Raw genomic sequence first — 26236 nt, 5'->3', positions numbered from 1 at the left:
GCATGACGCCGTCTTACGATGATCTGTACTGGAACAGTGACAATGGCCTGCGCCTGCACGCGCGCGACCATGCGCCGGAGGCGGGTCAAGCACCCCGGGGCACGGTGGTGTGCATCCCCGGGCTGACCCGAAACGGCGCCGATTTCGATGCGCTGGCCGGTTCACTGACCGCGGCCGGTTGGCGCGTGATCGCTGTTGACCTGCGCGGGCGTGCAGGTTCAGAACGCGCGCCGGACCCGTCCGGCTACAACCCACGGGCGTATGCCGACGACATGGTGGCGCTGCTACGCTCGCAGAACATCGACAGGGCCGTGTTCATCGGTACTTCGCTGGGCGTGCTGGTGACCATCACCCTCGCCTCCCGTGCGCCCGGACGTATCGCCGGGGCGGTATTGAACGATGCCGGCCCCAAGGTGCCGCGCGACGCCCTGGCACGGATCGGCAAGTACGCCGGCAAGCCCGTGCCGCCGATGGATCCGGCGCAGGCCACCGCCTACGTGGAATCCATCGGCAAGGCCGCGTTCCCCCGCTTCACCGCCGAGGACTGGCGGGCGATGGCCTCACGTACCTTCCGCCAGCGCGAGGATGGGCTGCTGGTGCTGGACTACGATCCGGCGGTGATCCGTACGACCCGGCCGTGGGTGCTGTGGCTGCTGCGCCCGGTGCTGTGGCGCGCGGTGCGTGGGCTGACGGCACGTGTGCCGGTATTGGTGGTGCGCGGCGCGTTGTCGGACATCCTGCCTGCCGATGTGGCACGGCAGATGGCCGCGACATCGACGAACGCCCGTCTGGTCGAAGTGCCGGAGGTGGGCCATGCGCCGACCTTGTCCGAACCCGAGGCGCGTGACGCGATCCTGGCCCTGCTGGAGCGCGTGCGATGAGTGCCGCTGCATCGAGCGAAGCGCTGCCTGCCGCCCTGCAGGCCCTGCAGCAATGGGCGGCCAACGAGCGGCTGGGCGGCGTCACGCGGATCGCGCAGCCGCGCATCGATGCGTTCGCGGACGCCACCGGTGACCACAACTGGATCCACGTTGATCCAGCCCGCGCAGCGGCCGGGTTGCCGGGTGGGCAGACCATCGCGCATGGCTTCCTCCTGCTCTCGCTCACGGTGGAAGAGGATGTGGCCGCCCTGGTCGGCTTCCCCGGCATCGCCCATGTACTGAACTACGGGTTGAACAAGGTGCGCTTCCTGGCGCCGGTGCCCAGCGGTTCGGAGGTGCGGGTGCGCTCGCGGCTGGTGTCATTGGAAGCGCGCCAGCCGGGTCAGTGGCTGCTGACCCAGCACAAGACCGTGGAAGTGGTCCCCGGCGGCGAGGTGGCACTGGTCGCCGAGCAGCTGTCGTTGATCGTCGCCGGCTAGTCCCGCTCCGCCCCACAGCGCGTGGCTGGCGTGCTGCACGCCGGCTGCGGTTCTCTCTACACTGGAGCGATGTTGACGCCCTCCATCGTCCTGTTCGCCTGCATCGCGTGGACCGTCCTGTTGTTCGGCGTCGCGCTGTGGGGCGAACGTCAGGGGCACCGCCTCACGAAGGCATGGCCCGCCATCTACGCGCTGTCGCTGGGCGTGCACTGCACCGCATGGACGTATTACGGGGCAGCCTCGCAGGGCGTGCAATGGGGCTTCCCGATCCCACCGACGCTGATCGGCATGGCACTGATCTTCGCCTTCGGCCTGCCGTTCCTGGCGCGGCTGGGGCGGCTGGCCAAGCAGCACAACAGCGCGACCATCGCCGATCTGGTGGTCGCGCGGCTGCGTGCCGATCAGGGGCTGGGCGCCACCATCACCCTGGTCGCGTTGTTCGGCATCATTCCCTACATCGCGTTGCAGCTCAAAGCGGTCAGCCAAGGGCTTGGCACTTTGCTCGGCGATCAATTCGCGCCCGTCGGGTGGCAGCTGGACATGTCGTTCTGGTTCGCGCTGACGATGGCGGCGTTCACCACCCTGTTCGGTGCGCGCAAGGCGTCGGCCACCGAGCACAACCGCGGCATCGTGGTCGCGCTGGGCCTGGAATCGCTGTTGAAACTGGCGGCGCTGCTGGCCATCGGCCTGTATGCCGGGCTGTCGGTGCACCAGGCGGGCACGCCCCTGCTTGAGAAGATGGCTGAGCTGCCGCCGCCAGCGGTCGTGCCGGACTACCTGACCATGGTGGCACTCGGTGCGATGGCGGCGTTCACCCTGCCCCATCAGTTCCATGTGGGTGTGGTCGAGCTGCGCCAGGCGTCGGACCTGAAGACGGCGCGCTGGCTGTTCCCAGTGTATCTGCTGCTGATCGGACTGCCGTCGGTGCCGATGGCGCTGGCCGGTGCCGCGCAGCTGCCGCCCTCGGTGTCGCCCGATCTGTACGTGCTGGCGCTGCCGCAGGCGCGCGGGCACCACCTGCTGGCCTTGTTGGCCTACCTGGGCAGTCTGAGCGCCGCCACCGGCATGATGATCCTGTCCGGGCTGACCCTGTCGATCATGCTCGGCAACCATGGCGTGGGATCACGGCTGCTGGGAGGCGTCCATGGCGTGAACGCCGGTGCCGACCTGCGTCCCCGCGTGCTGGCCTTCCGCCGCGCCGGCATCCTCGCCGTCTTCCTGATGGCGTGGCTGTACAGCCGCGCGATGAGCGGCACCGAGGCGCTCAGCGATTTCGGCCTGATGTCGTTCACCGCGCTCTCGCAGTTGGCACCGGCGGTGCTGCTGGCGGTGTACCGCCCGCGCACGCCCTCCCCGGCGATCATCGCCGGCATCGTGCTGGGATTGCTGGTCTGGCTGTGGCTGGTGCTGCTGCCGATGGTGGTCCCGACCCCACCGCTGTCGGCCAACCCGGGCGGGCTGCAGTGGCTGGCGATGTTCTCGTTGCGTCCGCAACCGGGCCATATCGCCATCAGCATGGGCGCAAGCCTGGCGGTCAACCTGGTGACCGTCGTGCTGGTGTCGCGTGCGGTACGTCCCTCGCTGCCGCGACAGCGCGACGCGGTGGCAGCGGCATCGTTGCGCAAGACGGCCGGTCGCTTCCTCGGCCAGGAGCGGGCACGGCAACTGATGGACGGACACGCCGGGCAGATGCTGGATGACGACCGGGTCACCGCCATCGAACGCGAACTGACCGCCGTGGTGGGTGCGGGCATGGCGCGGCTGCTGGTGGAAGCCGCACGCGATGGCGGCGCCGCGCCCCTGGACGCGGTGACCCGCGCGGTCGGCGAAGCCACCCAGGTGCTGCGCTTCAACCAGCGCCTGCTGGAAGCAGCGCTGGAGAACATGAGCCAGGGCATCAGCGTGGTCGACGCGCAGCTGCAGCTGGTGGCCTGGAACAGCCGCTATGCCGCACTGTTCAAGTTCCCCCCGGAGCTGCTGCAGGTGGGGCAGCCGGTGGTCAACCTCACGGCGTGGGCGTTGGGCCAACTGAAAATCGGCGACACCCCCGGCGACACGCCCGACAAGGCACTGCAGCGCCGCGTGGTGCACATGCGGCGCGGCACGCCGCATCTGTCCGAACGGATCTTCCCGGATGACACGATCGTCGAGATCCGCGGCAACCCGATGCCGGGGGGCGGTTACGTGGCTACATTCACCGACGTCACTGCCTTCCGCCGGGCCGAGGACGCACTCAAACGCAGCAACGAAACCCTGGAGCGCCGCGTGCAGGACCGCACGGCCAGGCTGGAGCTGGCCGTGCACGAGGCCGAGCGCGCGAACGTGGCCAAGACCCGCTTCCTGACGGCGGTCGGCCACGATCTGATCCAGCCCCTGCACGCGGCGCAGTTGCTGACCGATGCGATGTCGCAGCACATCGACTCCGAGTTCCTGGACAGCTTCCTGCGCCAAATCCGGGGCGCCCTGGACTCCACCGACGACCTGCTGTCGGGCCTGCTGGATATTTCACGTTTGGAAGCTGGCGGGCTGGTCGCCGATCCGCGCCCGTTCGCGCTGTCCACCGTGCTGGATCCGCTGGCGCAGGAGTTCGCCGTGCTGGCCGCCGCGCAGGGCCTGCAGTTCCGTTATGTGCGCACCCGCGCCTGGGGGCACAGCGACCCCTTGCTGCTGCGCCGCGTCTTGCAGAACTTCCTGGCCAATGCCATCCGCTACACCCGCGTCGGTGGCGTCCTGCTGGGGGTGCGTCGCCAGGGCCACGGGCTGTTGATCGGGGTGCATGACAATGGGCCCGGCATCGCGCCGACGCAGCAGGCGGTGGTATTCGAGGAGTTCCATCGCGGCGATCGCAGCATCGGCCAGGGCCTGGGTCTTGGCCTCACCATTGCGCACCGGATCGCCGCCCTGCTGCATGCGCCGCTGCACCTGCACAGCGTGATCGAGCGCGGCTCCGCTTTCTCCATCACCGTGGCGCGGGCAGTGCCGCCCGCGGCACCACGAACGGAGCCCGCCAGCGGCAGCAGCGCCATCAACGGCCTCCGGGTGCTGGTGGTCGATAATGATCCGGACGCGCTGGAGGCCATGCGGCAGATGCTGCTCTCCTGGGGTTGCGACGTCATTGCAGTGTGCGACCCGAGCGCGCTGGAGGTGTCGGCGCACAAGGCCGCATTGTGGTTGTTCGACTACCACCTCGACGATGGCGATACCGGCGTCGCGCTCTGGAAACGGCTGGTTGCCGTCCATGGCCCGCGGCCGACCGTGATTCTCAGCGCCGATACCGGCGGTGACACTCGCGACGCGGTGCGCGAGGTGGGTCTGTCGCTGCTGAACAAACCGTTCAAGCCTTTGGCACTGCGCTGGGCCATCAATCACCTGTTGGCCAAGCCGGGCACGGCAACGCCCTGAGGCCCCGGCAATTCGCTGGCCAAGCGATGTCCGTGCCGCGGATCAGGCGTCCTGTGCCGCTTCGAGCTGTCGGGATGGATCGGTCAACCCCATTTCGTGCAGCACGCGGATGGCCTGCGCACGATTGCGCACCCCCAGGCGGCCCATGATGCGGGTCATATGCGCCTTGACGGTGCGCAGCTGCACGCCCAGCCGGTCGGCGATCTGCTTGTTGAGCAGTCCTTCGGCCACCAGGCTGAGCACCTTGTATTGATGCGGAGACAGGCTGGCCAGGCGCGCGGCAAGATCGGCGTCCTTGCTGAAGGGCGCCACCCGCGCCACCGGCTCGCGCAGCATCGCCGGGATCCAGCGCTCACCTTCCAGCACGGACTGCAGCGCAGACTGCAGATCGGTCAGCCCCGAACTCTTGGGCAGGTAGCCTGCCGCACCCAGGTCGATCGCGCGGCGGATGACGTGTGGCTCTTCATTGGCCGACACGATGATGATCGCCAACCCAGGCTGCAATGCGCGTATGGTCGCCAGCCCGGCAAGCCCGTGGTTGCCCGGCATATGCAGGTCCAGCAGCATCAGGTCGATCTGCCGGTGCTCGATCGCTTCCAGCACGCTGTGCAATGAATCGGCCTCGCTGATCTGCAGATCGACCACCGCCTCCTCGGCCGCGCGATGCAGCGCAGCGCGGAACAAGGGGTGGTCATCGGCGATGAGCAGGGTCGGCATGTCCAGCCGAGGTTAGCAAATCGTCCGCGATCGGGCACGGGTACCTAGGTACGCTGGCGCGTCCCGACCGGCTTGCTAGTGTGGCGCCATGAACATCCGTCGCCCCGTTGTACTGCTGTACGCCGCGCTGCCGCTGTTGTCGGGGTGCCTCGCCGTTGCCCATGCCGCCCAACCCCGTGCGGATGGTGCTGCGCCGGTGTTCGAACAGTGGCGGGAAACCATGCATCGCGGCAACGATGACCTGCTGACGGCAGGCTTGGGAATCGATGCACTGCGCGTGGCCACCGCACCGGCATTCGCCAGCCCGGCGCGACCGACGGCCGGGGAAGCACGGCGCCGCGCGATCTGGAGCAGTTGGCGTGGCATCGCCGACCTGACCCCGGGCGGTGGCTTCGGCGTTGTCTACGGCAGCCTGCAGCCGGCCCCGGGGCGCGAGTTCTCGGCCTACGCGCGCGTCCCTGGCGCCCGCCATCCCCATCGCGTGCTGGTGCAGGTACCCGACACCTTCGATGTCTCCAGACGCTGCCTGGTCGTCGCCGCCTCCTCCGGCTCGCGTGGCATCTACGGCGCGATTGCGGTTGCCGGCAGCTGGGGCCTGGCCCATGGGTGCGCCGTCGCCTACACCGACAAGGGCGCCGGCAGCGACTACTACGACCTCGACGCCCGCATCGGCGTCCAGGCCGACGGCACGCCTGCTGGCGAGGGCCCATTGGCCTTCGTTCCCTCGGCCACGGCGGCCGCGCACGGTGTCGCGTTCAAGCACGCGCATTCGGGTGACAACCCCGAGGCGGACTGGGGCCGGCATCTGCTGCAGGCACTGCAGTTCGGGCTGCAGGCGCTGGACCGCGCCTACCCCCGCTCCGCTCCCTTTACCACGGCGACGACGCGCACGCTGGGGGTGGGCGTATCCAATGGCGGTGGTGCCGTGCTGCGTGCGGCGGAGATCGAGGGCGCCGGGTTCGATGCGATGGTGGCGGGCGAGCCCAACGTGTCGGTCGCGGGCGCGCCACCGCTGTACGATTTCGTTACCCGGTCGGCGCTGCTGATGCCCTGTGCGCTGCTGGCACTCGATGATCTGCCACAGCCACCCCTGCAGTCACAGGCAGCACCGGCAGGCGCGCAGCGCTGCGCCCTGCTGAAGTCCGGCGGATGGGTCCAGGGTGATGACACCGCGGCACAGGCACAGTCTGCACGCCAGCAGCTTGCCGACGCAGGGCTGAGCGACGGCGCCCTCCGCGCCGGCGCGTTTCCGACCGGGTTCGATCTGTGGCGCGCGATCGCGGTGACCTACGCATCGGCCTATGGACGCTACGGCCCGGGCGAACATCCCTGTGCGTACAGTTTTTCGGCCGCCGCTGCTGACGGTAGCCCCGGTCTGGCGGCTGCAGAGGGTCGTTCCACCTGGTGGAGCGAAGGCAGTGGCATCCCGCCGGGCAGCGGCGTGGTGCTGGTGGACGACGACGCGGCTCAGTCGGCAGAGGATCCGCTGCACGGCCTGACTTGCCTGCGCGCGCTTGGCAGTGCCGACAGCGCCGAGGCGCGGCGGGTACGCGCCGGCATCGCCGAGGCGGCGGTCAAGGCCCCGCGCCGCGGCCTGCCGATCGTGGTCATCCATGGCATCGACGACGGCCTGGTGCCGATCGGGATGACCAGTGATCGTTACGTGGCGCTCGCACGCAGTGCCGGAGCGCAGATTGCGTACTGGCGGGTGGACAACGCCCAGCACTTCGACTCGCTGCTGGGCTTCCCGGACTACCGGAAGCGTTACGTGCCGTTGCTGCCCTACATGTTCGCCGCCCTGGACCAGGTGTGGGATCACCTTGAGGATCCCGCCCGCGCTCTGCCACGGGATGCGCTCATCCACCCGACACCCCGCGCGGACGCCCCGCTGCTGCGCGACACCCTGTCCATTCCCGCGCCCCAGGCCAGTCCCGGCCGCTGACGCGCTGTTTCCCAGGAAAACCCCATGTCGCTCTCCACCGCCGCGTCCTCGTCCCTACCCGGGCCCCATGCGTATCCGCTGCTGATCAAGCAGCTGTTGCATACACCCCTGGCGGTGCGTCCCGAGCAGGAGATCGTGTGCGGCGAAGCGGTCCGCTTCGACTACCGCACCTTGCAGGCGCGCATCGGCCAGTTGGCCGGCCTGCTGACGTCGCTCGGGGTAAAGCACGGCGATACCGTGGCGGTGATGGACTGGGACAGCAACCGCTACCTGGAGAGTTACTTCGCGGTGCCGATGATCGGTGCGGTGCTGATGATGGTGAACGTCCGCCTTGCTCCCGAGCAGATCGCCTACACGCTCAATCACAGTGGTGCGCGGGTGCTGCTGGCCAATCGCGAGTTTCTGACGGTGCTCGAAGGCATCGATGAACAGCTGCCGGATCTGCGCACCCGGATCCTGCTGGATGATGCCGATGGCCCGCTGCCGACCGGTTTCGCAGCCGAGTACGAAGCCGGCCTGCGTGAGGCCACGCCCATCACCCACTTCCCGGACTTCGACGAGAACACCCGCGCCACCACGTTCTACACGACCGGCACCACCGGCCTGCCCAAAGGGGTCTACTTCAGTCATCGGCAACTGGTGCTGCACTCACTGGCGGGGATGGCGGCCCTGGGCAGTGCAGCCAGCCAGGGGCGCCTGCACCGCGACGATGTCTACATGCCGATCACCCCGATGTTCCACGTCCATGCCTGGGGCCTGCCCTACGTGGCCACCCTGATGGGCCTCAAACAGGTCTATCCCGGCCGCTATCTGCCGGGCCGCCTGCTGGAGCTGATCGCGCGCGAGAAGGTGACTTTCTCGCACTGCGTGCCGACCATCCTGCATATGCTGCTCGACCATCCCGCCGCTGCCCAGACCGATCTGCGCGGCTGGAAAGTGGTCATCGGCGGCGCTGCCTTGCCCCGCGCACTGGCGCAACGCGCACTGGCCTGCGGCATCGACATTTTCGGCGGCTACGGCATGTCCGAGACCTGCCCGCTGCTCACCCTCGCCCAGATCGATGCCGAAGCCGTGGCGGGTTCGGATGAGGCGCTGTCGCTGCGGACCAAGGCCGGCATCCCGGTGCCACTGGTGGACCTGCGGATCGTGGACGAAGCCATGAACGATGTGGCCCACGATGGCGTCGCCACCGGCGAGGTGGTGGTGCGCGCGCCCTGGCTCACCGAAGGCTACCTGCATGATCCGGATGCGTCGGCGGCGCTATGGGCGGGCGGCTATCTGCATACCGGAGACATCGGCAACATCGACGCCGGCGGCTACCTGCGCGTCACCGACCGCATCAAGGATGTGATCAAGACGGGCGGCGAGTGGATTTCCTCGCTCGCGCTGGAAGACATCATTGCCATGCATCCGGCGGTCAGCGAGGTCGCCGTGATCGGCGTCAGCGATGCGAAATGGGGCGAGCGACCGCTGCCGTTGGTGGTCACCCATGCCAACAGCGCGGTGACCGAAGCCGAGATCATCGAGCTGGTCGCAGCCCGCAGCCGCTCAGGTGATATCTCCCGCTACGCGATCCCGGACCGGGTCAGCTTCGTGGAGGCGATAGAACGCACCAGCGTCGGCAAGATCAACAAGAAGAAGCTGCGCAGCCTGCATGACCAGGGCGTGGCCAACAACGCCCGCTGAGGCTCGGCCGCAGGGCGGGGGCACGGATCGACGCCGCGGTCCGGCTGATGCCCCGATCCAGCAGATAGCTGCTCACCGCAGCAGCCAACCGCCAGGCAGCGACGCGTGCAATGCCTGCTCGATGATGTCGGCCAGGTGCGCGGCCGGTGCGCTGTTCTGCTGCGGCGCGCGGTGCAGTGCCAAGCCCAGCGACGGCAGCGGCGGCAGGCCATGCGCAGCGGGTGGTAGTGCGCGCAGCGTGGTCGGCAGTCCGATCGGCGTGCGCAGCGCGAAGCCGAGCCCGGCGGCGGTGGCTGCCCACAACCCGCCCAGGCTGGGGCTGGTGAAGGCCAGCCGCCAGGCGATGCCGCGCCGGTCCAGCGCCTCGCAGGCCAAGGTGCGCATCAGGCACGGTGCCTCCAGTGCGATCAGCGGCAACGGCTCGTCGCTGTTGCGGTGCCAGTGTGGGCCGCCGTCGGCCGCGCTCAGCCAGCACAGCGGTACCGTCGCGATCCGCGCCGCTGCGGCATTGCCCTCGTCCCACGCCAGTGCCAGGTCGAGCTGGCCGCTGGCCACCTTGTCCAGCAGCTCGGCATTGCGTGCGATGCGGCCCTCGATGCGCACCTGCGGATGGGCCTGTGCGAATTGCCCCAGCACCTGCGGCAGCACGCTTTGCCCGAAGTCCTCCTGGATGCCCAGCCGCACCCAGCCCTGCAGTGGCTCGCGGTGTAGCGCCGCGACCGCCTCATCGTTGAGCCCGAGCATGCGCCGCGCGTAGGACAGCAGCACCTCGCCCTCCCCGGTCAGGCCCAGCCCGCGGCCGGAGCGACGCAGCAGCGGCGCCCCGGCCTGCTCTTCAAGCTTCTTCAACTGTGCGCTCACCGCCGAGGTGGAGCGGCCCAGCCGGTCGGCGGCGCGCGCGTACGAACCGGCATCCAGGCCGGTCACGAAACTGCGCAGCGCATCCATGTCGAGATTGGTCAGACGCATATGACTGTTCCATATTCCGGGATTGGCGATCCCGAATAATCCGGTTTTCAGGACGCCTCAGGCAGGCGAGAGTACACCTCCCCGCCCCGTTTCGGAGCTCTCCGTGCCCATTACCCGCATCTCGCTCCTCGCCGGCCGTTCGCCGGCCTACCTCGGGGCGCTCACCAACGCCCTGGACCGCGCCCTGGTCGAAAGCTTCCAGGTACCGCCACACGACCGGTTCGTGGCCGTACACCAGCATGCCCCGGGCGAACTGGTGTTCGACCGCCATTACCGTGGCGGCCCGCGCTCGGACCAGTACGTGCTGTTCCATATCACCACCGGCAAGCCGCGCAGCGCCGCGACCAAGGCGGCGTTCTTCCGGCGACTGGTTGATGAGCTGGAGCAGGCGCCGGGCATTCCCGCCCAGGATGTGATGGTGGTGATCGCCGAATCGGGCTGGGAGGACTGGTCGTTCGGTGGCGGCATTTCGGCGGCCGATGACAGCGGGACAGCACCATGATCGCCATGCAATACAGCGTCGTTCTGGACGACCCCCATGACATGGCGCAGATCGACCATCGCATCGCCGACAAGGGGCCGCTGTTCGACGGTTACCCGCAACTGCGCATGAAAGCCTGGCTCAGTGCGCGCCGGCAGGCGGGTGTGCCCGGCAGCGTCAATCTGTACGCGCCGTTCTATCTGTGGGCAACTCCGCAGGGTCAAACCGACTTTCTGGCCAGCCCGCCCTTTGCCACGCTGTGCCGCGACCTGGGCCGGCCGGCGGTGCAGACCTGGTTGCCGTGGCATGCCGAACTGGCGCCGGGGCTGGCGCAGGCGCGCCACGCCAACCGCACCATCACTCCGATCAGCGCCGATGCAGATCTGGCGGCACTGCGTGCCCAGGCCGTTGCCGAGGCGAGCGATGCGATCGCATGCGGTGCGCTGGCGGTGGTGAATGGGTTCGATCCCGCTGGGTGGACTCAGCTGCGCCTCCAGCTATGGAAGCAGGCTCCTGTCCTGGAGGACGCGGCGGCGCAGGTATATGCAGTCGGGCATGTGTCGTTGCCGACCGCGTGAATGCCCTGGGCCTGCCGCATCCGACCAATCTTGCGAGGATGATCAGAGCATCTCTGGAGAACGGCTCGCGGCCTCACGGCTATCACTCGATCACCACGCCCGGCTTCCAGCCACTGCCTGCCAGGATGGTGTGGGGCTCACCCATCGTGATGATCTCCTTGAGTGCCTGACGCTTGTCTTTGGCATTGGAATAGTATGCTTTGACGATGCGATAGCCGACCCAGTAACCGATGTCCTGTGGATTGGATGCGGAGGAGTTGTACAACCAGTTTGAGAAATCGGTTGATCCCATCTCTGCCTGGAATCTTGACTCGATTTCCAGCTCCCGCCCCTTCACCAGGTCAGCCATGTAAGCGTAGGCGACATCGCCGGTAAGCAGCTCCGTCAAGAATTCGGCTGAGCCTTCGACAAGCGATACATCAAGGACCGTAGCGTCTGGCTTGTCGGTCAGCGCGGGATTCTGCTGGACATGGACGAATTCATGGACCATGACGCGCACGAAGCGATCTTCGACATCCGGATTGATGAAGGTGGTCGCGCACAGCGCCTCCAATCCGATATTGATGCCGTCATTCGGGCCCGCGACAGCAACGGGGCGCCCGCGCCCTACCGAAACCGTCACCGCGGGAAACCGGGCGTCAGCGTACATTTCGGAGAAGAGACTCAACGCGCGGCCCACGCGAATCCTGGCGGCAGGGAGCACCGTGGCGCAATTGCGTGCGTCGACATAGATTTCCGGTCTATCGGCGATGGCTTTGGCGATGCGCTCCCCGGTGATATTGCGGATGCGGGCGAAGTGCTTCAAGCCTTCGGACCCCATCGCCAGATAGTCGCGCTGCAGCTGATCTGCTGTCGGCTTGCCATCGGAAGCCTCGTAGATCGCATAGAAGCGGTCGACGTCGCTGGTCACCACACGCGGCTCAGCGCCGGCTGGAAAGGCCAGCATCGCTTGTACGGCCCCAAGTCCAAGAACGATGAGGGAGGTCGCTGCTTTTCGCGGTACAAGCCAGCGCGCAGGGTCAGCGAGTGCGGTCATGCGCAGGTGGTGCAGCGACGACATGGAAACACCTCTCGGAGAATGGATTCACGGGTAGCGTCCCCGGCCAAGCACTCACTCAGCTCCTGCGCATCAGGATCATCTTCTCCTGCGACATGTCCCGCATCGTGTACGGAATGCCGCCGGTGCCGTAACCCGACTCGCGGCGGCCGGCGAAGGGCATCCAGTCGGTGCGGAACGCCGTGGGGTCGTTGATCATCACGGCCGAGGCATCCAGCCGGTTGGCGGCGCGCAGGGCGATGTCGATATCCTGGGCGAACACACTGGCCTGGAAGGCGGTAGGCAGGGAGTTGGCGCGCGCGATCGCCTCGTCGAGTTCGGTGTAGCGATAGACCGCCACCACCGGGCCGAAGATTTCCTGCGTGGTCACCCGCGCGTCACTGGCCGGATCGAGCAGCACGGTGGGCTGCAGTGTGGTCTCCGAGAGGCGCTTGCCGCCCGTGGCGAGCTGCGCGCCGCCGCGCACGGCCTCCTCAATCCATTCGGTGACGCGGTCCGCCTCGCGTGGCAGGATCAGCGGGCCCACCTCGGTATCCTTCAGCGTGGGATCGCCGGTGCGCAGGCGTTCGACCCGGGCGATGAGTGCCTGGGTAAAGTCATCGGCAACAGCGTCATGGACGAAGATGCGCTGCGTGGAGACGCACACCTGACCCGCATGGTAGTAGCCGCCCTTGACGATCGGCTCGATGACCTTGGCCAGATCGGCACTCCGGTCGACGAGGGCCGGCGCAACGCCGCCATGCTCCAGCGCCGAACGTGCACCGTGTGCCAGCTTTGCATGCAGCGACCACCCTACCCGCGCCGAGCCGATGAAGCTCAGGAAGGCAACGCGGCGGTCCGTGGCCAAGGCCTCGGCCAGGTCGTTGCCTTCCGGGAGGAAGCTCTGGCACCACGGTTCGGGCAGCCCGGCCTCATGCACCATCGCCACGAATTCCAGGCAGGACAGCGGCGTTGCCGAGGCCGGCTTGATGATGACCGGGCAACCGACCGCGATGGCCGGTGCCACCTGGTGCACGATGAGGTTCAGCGGGTGGTTGAACGCCGAGATCGCCGCCACGACGCCGATGGGCTCGCGGGTGGTGAACGCCCAGCGCCCCTCCGACGCTGCCGACAGCCCCATCGGTATTTCGCGGCCGGCAAAGTTGCGAAGCTCATCGGCGGCGTTGTGGACGCCATCGATGGCGCGCGTGGTCTCGATGATGGCATCCGGCAGCGGCTTGCCACCCTCGCGGGCAATCTGCAGGGCGAGGTGGTCGCGCTTGGCGTCCATCAAGGCGGCAAGCCTGCGCAGGATCGCGATGCGCGCGTGCGGCGCAAGCCAGCCGTCGCGGTCCTTGAACACCCGCTCGGCGGCGCTGAGCTTGTGCTCCAGCGCGGTGGCAGTGTCGAAGCCGATTTCTGCGATCGGGGCGCGGTCGAAGGCCTGTACGACGGTCAACATGCTGGACTCCTTGAGGGTGTGGCATCGGAGGCGATCATGCGCAGCCCACGTTCGGGGTGCGGTTGCGCAGTTCATCCACCAGCACGCGGGTGTTCTCGGAATAGTCGATGGGCACGTCCAGCACGTGGACGCCGCCGCCCGCGAAGGCGGCTTCGATCATCGGCACCAGCTGGTCGACGGCCGTCACCCGGCTGCCCTTCGCGCCGTAGGCCTCGGCATACTTCACGAAATCAGGATTGCCAAAGCGCATCCCGAAATCCTCGAAGCCATCCACCGCCTGCTTCCAGCGGATCATGCCGTAGGCACTGTCGTTGAGGATCACCACGACCAGGTTGAGCCCGAGCCGGACGGCGGTTTCCATCTCCTGCGAGTTCATCATGAAACCGCCATCGCCGCACACGGCCATGACGCGCCGCTTCGGGTACAGCATCGCGGCCATCATGGCGGACGGCAGGCCGGCCCCCATCGTGGCCAGCGCGTTGTCGACCAGCAGCGTGTTGGCGACATGCGTGCGGTAGTTGCGCGCGAACCAGATCTTGTACATGCCATTGTCGAGGCAGACGATGCCGTCGTCCGGCATGGACTGGCGCACGTCATGCACCAGCCGCTGCGGCGTGACCGGGAAACGATCCTCCTCCGCGCGGTCGTTGAGCCGGGCCAGGATGTTCTGGCGCAGCTCGATCATGCCCTCATCGGCCGTCAGGCGCCCCTCCAGGCGCTCGGCCAGTGCATCCACCGAGGGGCCGATGTCGCCCAGCACCTCGATATCGGGGTGGTAGACCTGCTCGACCGTGGCCGACTGGAAGCTGATATGGATGACCTTGGGGCCACCGCCGCTCTTCATCAGGAACGGGGGCTTTTCAACGGTGTCATGGCCGATGGCGATGATCAGGTCCGCGCGGGCGACGGCCTCATGTACATAGTCGCCCTCGGAGAGCGCGGCCGTACCCATGTAGAGGTTGGAGCCACCGGTCACCGCACCCTTGCCCATCTGCGTGTTGAAGAACGGCAGCCGCGTGCGCGCCACGAACGCGGACAGCGCCTCGGTGAGCCACGGCCGGCTTGCGGCCGCGCCGATCATCACCAGCGGTCGCTTGGCAGCGAGGATGGCGGCTTCCGCCCGATCCAGTGCGGCAGCGGGCGCGATGGGGCGTTCCAGGGGATGCACCGGAATGACGGGCACATCGTCCACTTCCTCACCGGCGACATCCTCCGGTAGCTCCAGGTGTACCGGGCCGGGGCGTTCTTCCATTGCCACGCGGAACGCATCCCGCACCGTGGCGGGAATCGCGGCCGGGCTGACGATCTGGCGTGTCATTTTCGTGAGCGGCTTCATCGACGCCACGATGTCCACGATCTGGAAGCGCGCCTGCTTGGCGCTCATCACGGCCTTCTGGCCGGTGATCAGAATCATCGGCCATGCCCCAAGGTGGGCATAGGCCGCGCCGGTCGAGAAGTTCAGTGCGCCCGGGCCGAGCGTCGCCAGGCACACGCCGGGCCGGCCGGTGAGCCGGCCGTGGGTGGCGGCCATGAACGCGGCCGCCTGCTCGTGGCGGGTGAGGACCAGCTGGATGCGCGAGTTCCGCAGCGACTCCAGGAAGTCCAGGTTCTCCTCGCCCGGCACACCAAAGATGCGGTCCACGCCTTCGTTTTCCAGCGCCTTGACCAGTAGATCCGAGCCCTTCCGCATAGCATTGATCCTTGTCGTGAGGATGGGCTCACTATACGCCGGGTTGTTTTCCCGCCCGGTGACAGTCGATATCCCGTGTGAAATCATGCAACGTTGTCCATCCGGCAACAGCGCGTGTTCAAACGTCTCTTCAAGAAAAGCAACAAGGAGGTTGCGGCCGAGCAGGGTCTCGACGTCCGCAGTCAACGTCCTTCAGCGGGTGAAATCCGCGTCCAAGGTCTGAGCGAAACCCTCTTCCTGTCCCCGTTGCCGGTCCACACCGGCCAGGTCCAGGCATCCCGTCGAAACTTCTCGGACGTGAATGATGTGTTCCTGGAGATGGGAGGAAACAACTGGGGAACGGTTGAAGGGGGAAAAATCTTGGCCGGGGCCATCTCGGTTTTCCTGTTCGTCGTCGTTGGCGTACCCGCCCTCATCGTTCTGTACAGCGTGCTCGCTTATCCGCAGAACTGGCCGGATCCCTGGGGGGAGTTGAAATCGTTCATCCAGGTCTTTGCGCTGGGGTCGCTCGGCGGCCTGCTTCCCTTGGGGGCTTACGCCTACGGCCTGCTCGGTGACACATTCAAGCGTGACAAGCCCTACCCCGTGCGCTTCAACCGCCAGCGCCGCGAAGTCTGCTACATCGACCGCAAGACCCACCGCGTCCTTATCGTGCCTTGGGAAAGCGTGGTCGCCTGGGTCTCCAATTCCCAGGGCGTGACCGGTTATGGCGCGATCCGCCAGTACACCTTCGGCATGGGGCTGGAGGATGAAGAACAGGACAGAGTGCAGTTCATCCTGTTGTCCCAGGCGAGTGATTCGCACTCTCTGGGCATGTGGACGGCGATCCGCAACTACATGGAAGACCATCAGCAGTTCAATGCGCCGAACCCGTGGTTCAAGGCGCTGGGCCTCACGCCGAGCGCGGATCGCCTGAAGACCTACGAGGGCATGCACACGTTCGAGATCGAGCGTGAGGATGCCCGCGCGATGGGTTCGCTGGACGATGGCGGCGACGATCTGACCCCGGAGCAACGGGAGAAGTACGGATACAGCACGCGCTCCTACTGGCCGCTTCGTCGCTGGTACCTCTGGCGCGTACTGACGTTCTGGAAGGCGCCTTATCTGCTGGCCGAATGGGTCCACCGCCGGGACCGGCCTGTGCTTCCGGAAGCAGTGGTGGCCTGGTCCCAGGCACTGCCGGAAGCGCAGTGGGCCCAGCCCAGCGCCGCGCTTGTGAAAGCCAATCAGATCGTGAAAACGGCGATGGATAAACAGGGCGCGACGTTCGTCGAAGCCTGCAAGGCAGCCGGACTGCAGTAAAGGGACGAGGATCAGGCGTCGACGTGCTCGGCACGGTTGACAGGGTGCTTCCGGGTGGCCGAGTCTTCGATCCAGCCGCCATCGCGCCATCACTCGGCCTCCAGCCACGCAAGCAGGGACAGACCCGATGAATTTCCACACGGACGCGATGACGAACGACCCCTCTGACGTCGAGCGGTCGCGGCGACATTTTCTCGGTGCCTGTGCGCTCGGTGCCGCCGGGGCCCTGCTGCTGCCGGCGCAGGCGGGCGCCGCTGCCCCGGCGGCTTCCGCACGCCCGCAGTGGCCGGGGTATCGGCGCGCCACCGTGATCGATGCGCTCAGTGGCGGGCCACTCGATGTACGAGAAGAAACCGAGTATGCGCCGCTGAGTGCACGTTCCCTGGCCGACGCGCGCGCCTCCGGGCTGACCGCCTGCACCATTACCGTCAGTGGCGTCGGCAGCTACCTCAACGACTATGCGTTGACGATGCGCAACATCGCCTACTGGAATGCGCAGCAGGCACTGCATGAGGACGCCCTGAGCCTCGTGCGCACCGGTGCGGACCTTGTCGATGCCAAACGCAGCGGGCGCCTCGGCATGATCTACGGCTTCCAGGATGCGACGCCGTTCGGCGAAGACAGTGAACGCTTCGATACCTTCCATGGCCTGGGCGTACGCGTCTACCAGCTCACCTACAATCGCCGCAATCTGGTCGGTGACGGCTGCCTCGAGCCGGCCAATGCAGGGCTGAGTCGATTCGGTCGCGAGCTGGTCGAGAAGATCGATGCCGGCCGAGGGCTGGTCGATCTCTCGCATGCTGGCCAGCGCACCACGCTGGATGCGATCGCAGCGTCCAGGCACCCGGTCACGATCAGTCATACCGGCTGCGCCGCCCTCGCCGAGAACCCGCGCAACAAGAGCGATCAGGAACTGCGCCAGCTTGCGGCACGGGGCGGTGTCGCGGGCATCTACCTGATGCCGTTCCTGCGCCAGCAGGGGCAGCCGACGGCAGAGGACCTGATCCGCCACATCGAACACGCCATCAACGTCTGTGGGGAGGAACACGTCTGCCTGGGCACCGATGGCATGATCTCCTCGATCGACCTGACCCCGGCGTACCGCGAGCGCCTGCGCGCCGTCGTCGAGGAGCGCATCAGACTCGGCATCTCCGCGCCCGGTGAAAGCGGCGATGTGGTCACCTTCCTGCCCGACCTCAACCAACCCGATCGCTTCGACCGCCTGGCGTTCCTGCTGTCCCGGCGCGGGCACAGTGACGCCCGCATCGAGAAGATCCTGGGCAGCAACTACGCACGGCTGTTCACGGACGTATGTGGATGATGGCGCTCATCCGTCGCCGCTGCAGATACAGCACGATGCCCGCCAGGAGCGCGGCCACGGCCCCTGCCAGCGGCACCGATGCGAGCGTCGCGTAGCTGATCGTCAGGCTACCCACGGCGCCGCCCAGCGCGGTGCCCAGGTTGAACGAGGCGATGTTCAGTCCGGCCGCCACCGAGCTGTAGCCGGGAATGAAGTGCTGGGCCTGCTTGAGCAGGCGCAGGGTCAGCAGCGTCACGATGGAGAAGAAGCAGATGCCCAGCGTGCCGATCAGGAGCATCATCATGGCCGGCACACCTGCGAAGCCGTACAGCCCTAGCAGATTCACCGCCAATGCGACCAGCGCCAGCCGGAGGCTGCGATCCCCGTCCATGGCATCGCCGAGGAATCCGCCGAGCAGATTGCCTGCGATGGCGCAGACACCGAACAGCAGCATGCCCAGGCTCAGCCACTGCACGTCCACGCCGGTGATCTGCTGCAGATAGGGCGAGACGAAGGTGAAGAACGAGAACGTGGCGACGCTGACCAGCGCGCCGATGCCCGCCGTCATCAGCAGCTGCGGGTGGGTGATGGCCTGGATGCCCTTCCATGCGCCGCCTCGGGCGGACGGCGCAGCGGTCCCACCCCGCGGCATGCACAGCGCAAGGCCCAACATGCCGGCCACGCTGAGCGCCCCGATGGTCAGGAAGACCACCCGCCACGACCACACGCTGCCGAGGTAGGTTCCGATCGGAACGCCGAACGCCAGGGCAAGCGTCAGTCCGATCCAGACCACCGACAGCGCCCGGCCGGACCGCTGCGGCTCGACCAGCCGGGTAGCTGCGTCGGAGGCCACCGCCATGAACACGCCGTGGCCGAGGCCGACCACGAAGCGGATCACCAGCAGGGTCACCAGATTCGGCGACGCACTCATCAACAGGCTGCCCAGCCCGAGCAATGCGGTGGCCAGCAGCAGGATCTGCCGGTCCCGCCAGTGGGCGACCAGGGCGGTGATGAAGGGTGCACCGATGGCCGCGCCCAGTGCATAGGCCGCGATGGCCGTGCCGACGAGGGAGATCCGCGCATCGAGATCATCGGCAATGGCGGTCAACAGGCCCGCGACAACGAATTCAGACAGACCGAACGCGAAGGCGCACAGCGAAAACACATAGATGGCAGCAGGCATTGCGGATCCTCGACGGCGGAGCTGCCGAAGACTAGTGCCTGCCGGGAGGTGGGTGAAGGACCGTCTGCGTACCGCGGCAAGATGCGGCGCGTCTCACCGCTTCACGGCGGTGGCAGCGCCTGCAGCACGGCATCGATCAACCGGTCGCGGATCGCAGAGGCACGGTTCGCGTTCCATGCCATGAACAGATCCAGCCGTGTCATGGCTTCGGGCGCATCGACACGGAGCGGACGGAACACAACATCCGGCCGTGCATCCGTCGCCAACGAGGCGGGCAGCAGCGCGATGCCGAACCCCGCGGCCACCAAGGCGATCAAGGTCTGCATCTGCCGGCCGTGCTGCACGATGTCGGGCACGAACCCGGCGCCCTGGCACAGGCTGATGAGCTGGTCATGAAAGCCCTTGCCCAAGCTCCTCGGCGATGCAACGAACGCCTCGTCCCTGAGGGAAGCCAGGTCGACGGTCGGGCTTGCTTCAAGGCGATGGCCAACGGGCAGCGCCACGCAGATGGGTTCGCTCAACACCGCGGCCAGGCGCAGGTGCGGTGTCGTCGTTCCCGGTGCCCGCATGAAGGCGATGTCCGCCCTGCCCTGCTCCAGCGCGTTGATCTGCTCCTGGGTAGTGGCCTCCCGCATCGTGAAGTTGATACCGGGGTTGGCCTGTCGAAACGTGCGCAGCACGCGCAGCAACGGGACATACGGGGCGATGTTGATGAAGGTCAGGGTGAGGTGACCTTCGATGCCCTGTGCGACCCGGCGCGTCTGCGCCACGCCCTCTTCGAGGGACTGCACCGTGCGGCGGGCGGTTTCAAGGAAGGCTGCGCCGGCCGGGGTCAGCGCCACGCTGCGATTGGTCCGTTCGAACAACGGCGCGCCCACGAGGCCCTCGAGCCGGCGGATGGCCTGGCTCAGCGGCGGCTGTGCCATGTGCAGCCGCTCGGCCGCGCGATTGAAATGCAGCTCCTCGGCCACGGCGATGAACTGCTGGAGCAGGCGGGTCTCGATCACCGGGGCGTCTCCGCTTCCATCAGCTCCCGGCGCTGGGCCTCGATCCATGCGTCGCCGGCGGCACGTGCCTGGGCATCCAGTTCCTTGTTCTGCCGCTCGATCTCCTGATACTCCGCCCATACCTCGGGTGTGATCGTGTCGAGTCGATGGTCGGAACGCAGCGCGATCGAGGGAGAGGCGCCCGTGGAGACCGTGAAGTTGTCGAACAGCCATTGCCGTCGCTGCTCGGGCGAGGCATGCAGCAGGTCGGGCTCCGCATAGGTCTGCATCGGCAGGGTCTGCTCGGCAAGCGGGGTATCCGAAGAAATCCGTGCCAGCCTGACGACGAGGCGCTCATGGTCCCGGTCCTTCCGGTACAGGGCGACGGTGTCGCCGTCGATCCACAGCGCATACCAGTACCCCGCGATGGGATGGACCTGGAAAGGTCGTTCACGGACCAGGATCAGATCGCCGGGATCTCTGTAAAGCGCCCGCCAGCCCGGAGCGGCCGGGCGGATGCTGCAGTCGGCCGTCCCTTTCATGATCGTGTCCAGTGTCGGCGTGCCATTGCGTGCGGCAAGCCGCGTCGTCCAGCAGCGTGAGCCGTCACGGTTATGCGAGGCGATCAGCACCGCGTCTTCGTCCAGCACCACAGCATCGGTATGCACGAACTGATCGCCCGCTGCGTCACGATCCTGCAGGAGCGCGGAGAATCCCTGATCGGACAGCCTGTTGCCGTCCACGTACAGCACGTACGTCGTGTAGTGCTGATACCGGCTGACGTTGATGTCCAGTCGGCTTTCGGTCACGGCCACGACCTTCAGCGTGTCCGAGGACAGCACGGTTTCCCGGTGGGTCCGGGCACATCCCGTCAACAGCGGCGCCGCACACAGCAACAGTGCGGCGGAACGCAGGAGGGAATCCAGTCTGAAGCTCATCGCGCTGCGGCCTGCGGGTGTGGGGCGGACCCGTGCAAGCATATCTGCTTCGGTGCCGCACCGCCCCGGCCCGCTCGATCAGAAGCTGTAATCGAGCGACACACCCACCGTGCGCGGTTGCATCATCACCGCATTCCAGCGCCGGTACTCCTGCGCGCCTGCCGCAGGAATCGTCCTGCCTGCCGCCACGTAGATGTCCTTGTTGGTGAGGTTGGTGATGAAGAAGCGCACGGTCGTGTTCTGGCTGCTCACTTCCGCGGTCAGGTCGACCGTGGTGTAGCTGGGCAGATCAAAGGACTGCGTCGACGCCACCGAGGCCGCGCGCTCGCCGTAATAGCGCAGCGCGCCACCGACGCTCCAGCCCCACTCGCCACTCGTCGGGAACTGGTAGTCGGCCTGCAGGCTGCCTGACCATTCGGGCACCTGCGGCAGCTGTGCACCGGATTCGGCCTGGTTGGGGCCGCCCGGGCGGGCCGGCGGAATCGGCGCGGTCAGCTTCGCATCGGTGTAGGTCAGGCTGCTGCTCAGGCGCAGGCCGTCGACCGGCATCAGCGCGCCGGTGAATTCAACGCCCTGGCTGCGTGCTTCGCCACCATTGACGCCGTAGGAGATGCCCTGGGGCGTGAGCAGGTTCAGGCGGATGTCGTCCCAGTCGATCCGGAAGGCCGCCACTTCCACCAGCGCACGCCGATCCCAGAAGTGGGTCTTGAGGCCGGCTTCGTAGTTGATCAGCGTGTCCGACTTCACCTGCGAAGGCACATCGGGGGCGGCCGGCAGGATGGGGTTCGGGCTGCCGGCGCGATAGCCGGTGGCCACGCGCACGTAGGCCATGGTGTCCTCGCCCAGGAACAGCCGCGGACTGGCGCTCCAGGTGGTCACGCTTTCCGAGGATTCGGTGATGCGCTGCACCCCGTCGCCGCCCAACGGACCGCCGAGCGTCTGGCGGAACTCCTGGTCGTTGCGCGCATGGCGCACGCCCAAGGCCAAGTCGAAGCGGTCGGTGAATTTCCAGGTGGCGTTGCCGAACAGGGCCTTCTCTTTATAGGTGGTCAGCACCGAGGCGGTGAACAGATCGAGCACCGGGATGAACGCCGGGCTCAATGCACTGCCACGCTCGGTGTAGGTGGCATCCTCATCGGTGTAGAACGCGCCGAGCTGCCACTCCAGGCGGCTGTCGCCCTTGGACGTCAGGCGCAGTTCCTGGGTCCACTTCTTCAGTTCGATATCCGTGTCCAGGCCGGCATAGGCCATCACCGGACCGACGCCCGGCTTCTGGCCGAGCAGCGGGATGTACTCCACCGACTGGTCCTGCAGGCGCCACGAGTTGGATTTCATCCAGCTGCTGGCAGAGGTGAAATCGGCCCAGCCCAGATCCCAGTCCACCGTCAGGCCGTACACGTCGTACTTGATCGTGCTGGGCTGCAGGAACAGGTATTCATTGGCGTAGCCGGGCAGCTTCGGTTTGAAGGTGGCCGGGTCCAGTGCGACCGTCGCGAAATTGTCGCCCTTGTTTTCCTGGCGCATCGCGGTGAGCAGGACATCCACCGTGTCCGACGCCTTCCACAACAGCGAAAGGCGGCCGGCGTTCTGGTACACATCGTTGGTGTCGCGGCGATGCAGGACGCTGTTGTCGATCCAGCCCGGGCTGGTCTGCTCGGCGTAGCTGGCGCGCAGGGCCAGCTGACCCTCCACCAGCGGCACGTTGACGGCGGCACGCTCGGAGTGACCGACCCGGCCGCCATCGTCGACAACGCGCATCGTGGCGCCGACGCGGCCCGAGAAGTCCTCCAGGTCCGGCCGTTTGGTGACGTACTTGACCACGCCGCCCAGGGCACTGGCACCGTACAGCGTGCCCTGCGGCCCGCGCAGCACTTCCACGTTCTGCACGTCGTAAGGCAGCAGATCGAACATGCCGGAGGTGGCACCGGACAGCGAGCCGTTGGCGGTCAGCGGCACATCGTCGACATAGATCGAGGTCGAGGCGGTGTTGCCCATCGGGGTGATGCCGCGGATCGAGATCGTCGAGCGGCCCGGCGCGCCGAGGCTGGTGATCTGCAGACCGGGGACCAGTCCGGCCAGGTCATTCATGTTGTTGACCTGGAGGCGGTCGAGCTGCTCTTCGCTGATGACGCTGATGGACATCGGGATATCGGTCACCACTTCCACGCGTTTCTGCGCGGTCGCGGTCACGGTGCCCAGGGTATGTACCTCGTCGCGGTTGGGGTTCTCGGCGGCGACCTGTGCCAGTGCCGTGGCGCTGCAGCCCAAGGCCAGGATGCCTGCAGTGCAGGCCAGCGACAACGCGTTCATTCGGAGCGAACAGTGACTCATGTGATGAGACCTCGGTAGCGAAGCTGGACGCCCACGGCAATGGGCACGGAATGCGGCAGTCAGGGCACCCCGTCGTGCTGGGGTGGTGCCGGCCTGGCAATGACGCTCCTGGGATGAATGGCTACTTACAAGCCCATGTAGGACACAATAGTCCTGTTCAGAGAACTGTCAATCCTGCGTCGCAGCATTGACATCATTTCGTGCGCCAGGCGCCCCCGCCCCCCGCGCCTCAGCTCCCGGCGCCCCAGACCGCGTCGTCGCACCAGATCGTGCCGTCGCGATAAACGACCCCCGGGCTACGGTCCTGCTTGAGGAAGGTCGGACCGTCCAGGTCGACGAGGTCACAGAGCTGCCCGACCACGAAACCCGGCGCGGCCCCCAGGCTGCTGCACACCATGCAACCGACCATCACGCCCAGATCCGCTTCGCGCGCCGCGGCCGCGATCAACAGGGCTTCGGTCAGGCCGCCGCATTTATCGAGCTTGATGTTGAATACCTTGAAGCGGCCCTTCAGTCCTTCCACGTCCGCGAAGGTGAGCGCGCTCTCGTCCGCGGCGAGCGGGATGGGCGACACGAATCCATCGAGATCGGCTTCGCGCCCGCGCGCCAGTGGCTGTTCGATCAGTGACACATCGGCTGCAAGCATGGCCGTCACGAGGCGGTCGAGATCGCCGATCAGATAGCCCTGGTTGGCGTCCACGCCCAGCCAGACATCCGGGCGCACCGCACGAATGGCGGCGACGCGCGCGATGTCGAGGTCCAGGTCACCGGTCAATTTGACCTTGATGGAGCGCGCCTGCCGATAAGCAACTGCGGCCGCCGCCATGGCTGCGGGGTCGTCGGCACCCACCGTGAATGTCGTCGGCAGCGGCCGTGGCGCAGCGAGCCCGGCCAGCGCCCAGACGGGTGTGCCGGTCTGCTTGGATTCCAGCTCCCACAGCGCGGCATCGACCGCGTTGCGTGCGCCGCCAGCGGGCAGGATCGCACGCAGCTCCTCGCGTGTCGGATGGGCTTCGAGCGCATCGCGCGCCGCTTCCAGTTGGGCGCGCATGGTCTCGATGTCTTCGCCGAGGTAATAAACCCCGGTCGCCTCACCGCGGCCGACATGCGTGCCGTCATCCAGGGTGACCAGGCAGGCCAGCCGGGAGTCGAATACGTGACTGGCGATACGGAAGGGGGCTGCGAGACGCAGGGCATCTACCGCAATGCCGAGTTTCAGGCGGGCCATCAGCCGTTTGCCCCGTCGGCGGCAGGGTCAGGCGTGATCGGGGGCATCGCCAACAGCTTGATCGAGTACATCTCGTTTCCCTGCCTGAAGGTGAGTAATTCTCACATTGAGACAGTAGTTCTCTATCAAGAGAACTGTCAATGGGCGCCGCTGTGGGCGCCCTCCTTCTTCTCTTCGATTCCGGCTACTCCGTCGGTGCGACGGCCGGAGCGAGCGCCGCCGCGATCCGCGACAGGTGCTTGTTCCAGTCGAACTTCTGCCCTTCCGGGGTCCAGCCCAGACGCACGATCACGGCATCCTGCGAGGGGATCACCGCCACGATCTGGTGGTTGTGGCCCATCGCCATGAACGCATCGGGTGGCACATCCTGCAGCACCTTGCGCCCCGCTTCCGTGGCTTCTGCGCGGTTCAACCACAGCTGCGCGCCGTAGGATGGTCGCGGCGATGCAGGGGTCGGCGTCAGCGCGAAGTCGAGCCATTCCTGCGACAGCAACCGCTTGCCGCCGGCCTGGCCGTGGTTCAGGTGCAGCAGCCCGTAGCGTGCCCAGTCGCGCGCCGTCGCATAGCCATAGGAACTGCCGACCAGCACGCCGGATTCGTCCGGTTCGATCAGGGTACTGCGCATGCCGGCGGGCTCGAACAGCCGCTGCTGCGCGAAACGGGTCATGCCCTCCAGGGTGCCGCCGGTCGCCTCGAAGACGATCCGCGACAGCAGGTTGGTCGTGCCCGACGAATAGCTCCAGAACGTCCCCGGGGCGTGCTCCAGCGGCGAAGCAGCCGCCAGTGCGCCCATGTCGCCTGCCTCGAAGAGCATCTTGATCGAGTCATTGCCCGGCTTGTAACTTTCGACGAACGCCAGCCCGCTCGACATCGTCAGCAGCTGGCGCAGCGTGATGGCGCCACGCGGATCGCCCGCACCCTTCCACTCCGGCACCGGCGCAGGCTCATCCAGCTTGAGCACGCCATCATCGACCAGCAGGCCGACCAGCGTGCCCATGAAGCTCTTGGTCGCCGACCAGCCGAGCATGCGGGTGTCCTGGTCGAAGCCGGGCGCATAGCGTTCGGCGACGATCGCGCCACCCTGCACGACCAGGATTGCGCGGGTGTCCGGATAACCATCCACGTTCTGCTCATCGAAGGCGGCCTGCACCGCTGCATCGAGTGCGGCCCGGTCGAGGTGCGTTTCAGCGGCGGCCTGCAGTGCCGGCACGGGCTGGTCGCCCTGCGGCCACGGGCGTGACGACAGCGGCGACAGCGGCTTGAGCCGGGCCGTCTGGGCCTTGAGTGCGGTGAGCGGCACGTCGCCGGTGGTCAGCGTGCAGCCGACTGCCGGACGATGCAGCGCCGTGCGGGTGGGCGTGCCGGGCGCGGAGGCGGTGACGGTACCCGCCCTGCGGTCCACCGACAGCGTCACCGCCTTGGTGAAGGGCGCCAACGAGTGGATGTCATCACGCAGCACGTCGGCCTCGGCGCGGTTGGCCACGAAAATGCCCGCGCAGGCGATCTGCGCCGAGACGGCCGTGCCCAGGTCATCCGCGCTGGCAATCGGGGGCGCGGCAGCGAATGCCGGCGCAGACGTGGCCAGCGCCAGGGCGAGAAGGCTCCCGCCGGTGGAATGTCGGATCATGAGGTGTGTCCTGTGTGT

The 26236-nt window shown here is 67.0% G+C and carries 20 protein-coding genes; 9 read left to right on the top strand and 11 right to left on the bottom strand.

The window, feature by feature from the left end:
* The first annotated feature begins 2 nt into the window (after positions 1 to 2).
* The 3 genes from HH110_RS06550 (at position 3) to HH110_RS06540 (ending at position 4762) form a co-directional block, all read left to right on the top strand.
* Complete coding sequence (locus HH110_RS06550; protein ID WP_176988912.1) at positions 3 to 881, top strand: alpha/beta fold hydrolase; 879 nt, start codon at positions 3 to 5, stop codon at positions 879 to 881.
* Positions 878 to 1360, top strand: a complete 483-nt coding sequence (locus HH110_RS06545) for a MaoC family dehydratase (protein WP_176988911.1) — start codon at positions 878 to 880, stop codon at positions 1358 to 1360. Before HH110_RS06550 ends, HH110_RS06545 begins: the two co-directional genes overlap by 4 nt.
* Before the next feature lie 69 nt (positions 1361 to 1429).
* Positions 1430 to 4762 (top strand): PAS-domain containing protein, encoded by a 3333-nt coding sequence (locus HH110_RS06540; protein WP_176988910.1) that lies wholly within the window; start codon positions 1430 to 1432, stop codon positions 4760 to 4762.
* Between the two features lie 42 nt (positions 4763 to 4804).
* Here the strand turns inward: HH110_RS06540 and HH110_RS06535 are convergent, their stop codons facing one another.
* Positions 4805 to 5479, bottom strand: a complete 675-nt coding sequence (locus tag HH110_RS06535) for a response regulator transcription factor (protein ID WP_176988909.1) — start codon at positions 5477 to 5479, stop codon at positions 4805 to 4807.
* An 88-nt stretch (positions 5480 to 5567) separates the two neighbouring features.
* Between HH110_RS06535 and HH110_RS06530 the strand changes: the two genes are divergently transcribed.
* Together HH110_RS06530 and HH110_RS06525 are read left to right on the top strand one after the other, a co-directional pair.
* Positions 5568 to 7421 carry a 3-hydroxybutyrate oligomer hydrolase family protein gene (locus HH110_RS06530; RefSeq protein WP_176988908.1) on the top strand — a complete coding sequence of 618 codons (1854 nt, stop codon included), beginning with the start codon at positions 5568 to 5570 and terminating at the stop codon, positions 7419 to 7421.
* A gap of 24 nt (positions 7422 to 7445) precedes the next feature.
* Entirely contained in the window at positions 7446 to 9107 is a 1662-nt protein-coding gene (locus HH110_RS06525; RefSeq protein WP_176988907.1) for a fatty acid--CoA ligase, read from the top strand.
* Positions 9108 to 9179: 72 nt separating this feature from the next.
* Here HH110_RS06525 and HH110_RS06520 read toward each other — a convergent pair whose 3' ends face one another.
* On the bottom strand, positions 9180 to 10076 hold the full coding sequence (locus tag HH110_RS06520; protein WP_176988906.1) for a LysR substrate-binding domain-containing protein: 897 nt from the start codon (positions 10074 to 10076) through the stop codon (positions 9180 to 9182).
* Positions 10077 to 10179: 103 nt separating this feature from the next.
* On the opposite strand from HH110_RS06520, the gene HH110_RS06515 reads away from it, so the two are divergent.
* Together HH110_RS06515 and HH110_RS06510 are read left to right on the top strand one after the other, a co-directional pair.
* Positions 10180 to 10578 (top strand): tautomerase family protein, encoded by a 399-nt coding sequence (locus tag HH110_RS06515; protein WP_176988905.1) that lies wholly within the window; start codon positions 10180 to 10182, stop codon positions 10576 to 10578.
* Positions 10575 to 11135, top strand: coding sequence for a DUF4865 family protein (locus HH110_RS06510; protein ID WP_176988904.1), 561 nt, complete (start codon positions 10575 to 10577; stop codon positions 11133 to 11135). Before HH110_RS06515 ends, HH110_RS06510 begins: the two co-directional genes overlap by 4 nt.
* Before the next feature lie 82 nt (positions 11136 to 11217).
* On the opposite strand, the gene HH110_RS06505 is transcribed toward HH110_RS06510, so the two are convergent.
* The 3 genes from HH110_RS06505 to HH110_RS06495 are packed head-to-tail and all read right to left on the bottom strand — an operon-like array spanning position 11218 to position 15323.
* Positions 11218 to 12195, bottom strand: coding sequence for a DUF2268 domain-containing putative Zn-dependent protease (locus HH110_RS06505; protein WP_241696434.1), 978 nt, complete (start codon positions 12193 to 12195; stop codon positions 11218 to 11220).
* A gap of 55 nt (positions 12196 to 12250) precedes the next feature.
* A complete protein-coding gene (locus tag HH110_RS06500) occupies positions 12251 to 13633 on the bottom strand; it encodes an aldehyde dehydrogenase family protein (RefSeq protein WP_176988903.1) in 1383 nt (460 codons plus the stop codon).
* 34 nt (positions 13634 to 13667) lie between these two features.
* Positions 13668 to 15323 carry an acetolactate synthase large subunit gene (locus HH110_RS06495; protein ID WP_176988902.1) on the bottom strand — a complete coding sequence of 552 codons (1656 nt, stop codon included), beginning with the start codon at positions 15321 to 15323 and terminating at the stop codon, positions 13668 to 13670.
* A 114-nt stretch (positions 15324 to 15437) separates the two neighbouring features.
* Between HH110_RS06495 and HH110_RS06490 the strand changes: the two genes are divergently transcribed.
* Together HH110_RS06490 and HH110_RS06485 are read left to right on the top strand one after the other, a co-directional pair.
* The gene (locus tag HH110_RS06490) at positions 15438 to 16625 is read left to right on the top strand and encodes a DUF6708 domain-containing protein (protein WP_206677533.1); all 1188 of its coding nucleotides are present in this window, start codon (positions 15438 to 15440) and stop codon (positions 16623 to 16625) included.
* A 127-nt stretch (positions 16626 to 16752) separates the two neighbouring features.
* On the top strand, positions 16753 to 17946 hold the full coding sequence (locus HH110_RS06485; RefSeq protein ID WP_176988901.1) for a dipeptidase: 1194 nt from the start codon (positions 16753 to 16755) through the stop codon (positions 17944 to 17946).
* Here the strand turns inward: HH110_RS06485 and HH110_RS06480 are convergent.
* The 6 genes from HH110_RS06480 to HH110_RS06455 form a co-directional block, all read right to left on the bottom strand.
* Complete coding sequence (locus HH110_RS06480) at positions 17927 to 19108, bottom strand: MFS transporter (RefSeq protein WP_176988900.1); 1182 nt, start codon at positions 19106 to 19108, stop codon at positions 17927 to 17929. The genes HH110_RS06485 and HH110_RS06480 overlap by 20 nt on opposite strands.
* A gap of 101 nt (positions 19109 to 19209) precedes the next feature.
* Positions 19210 to 20163 carry a LysR substrate-binding domain-containing protein gene (locus tag HH110_RS06475; protein ID WP_194243623.1) on the bottom strand — a complete coding sequence of 318 codons (954 nt, stop codon included), beginning with the start codon at positions 20161 to 20163 and terminating at the stop codon, positions 19210 to 19212.
* A complete protein-coding gene (locus tag HH110_RS06470) occupies positions 20112 to 21032 on the bottom strand; it encodes a hypothetical protein (protein ID WP_176988898.1) in 921 nt (306 codons plus the stop codon). Before HH110_RS06470 ends, HH110_RS06475 begins: the two co-directional genes overlap by 52 nt.
* A gap of 78 nt (positions 21033 to 21110) precedes the next feature.
* Positions 21111 to 23342, bottom strand: coding sequence for a TonB-dependent receptor (locus HH110_RS06465; RefSeq protein ID WP_176988897.1), 2232 nt, complete (start codon positions 23340 to 23342; stop codon positions 21111 to 21113).
* 250 nt (positions 23343 to 23592) lie between these two features.
* Positions 23593 to 24591, bottom strand: a complete 999-nt coding sequence (locus HH110_RS06460; protein ID WP_176988896.1) for a dipeptide epimerase — start codon at positions 24589 to 24591, stop codon at positions 23593 to 23595.
* Positions 24592 to 24775: 184 nt separating this feature from the next.
* A complete protein-coding gene (locus tag HH110_RS06455) occupies positions 24776 to 26218 on the bottom strand; it encodes a serine hydrolase (RefSeq protein WP_176988895.1) in 1443 nt (480 codons plus the stop codon).
* Positions 26219 to 26236 lie beyond the last annotated feature (18 nt).

This window comes from Stenotrophomonas sp. SAM-B, assembly GCF_013387485.1.
Taxonomy (GTDB): Bacteria; Pseudomonadota; Gammaproteobacteria; order Xanthomonadales; family Xanthomonadaceae; genus Stenotrophomonas; species Stenotrophomonas maltophilia_AA.
This window is presented reverse-complemented; position numbering and strand designations above follow the sequence as displayed.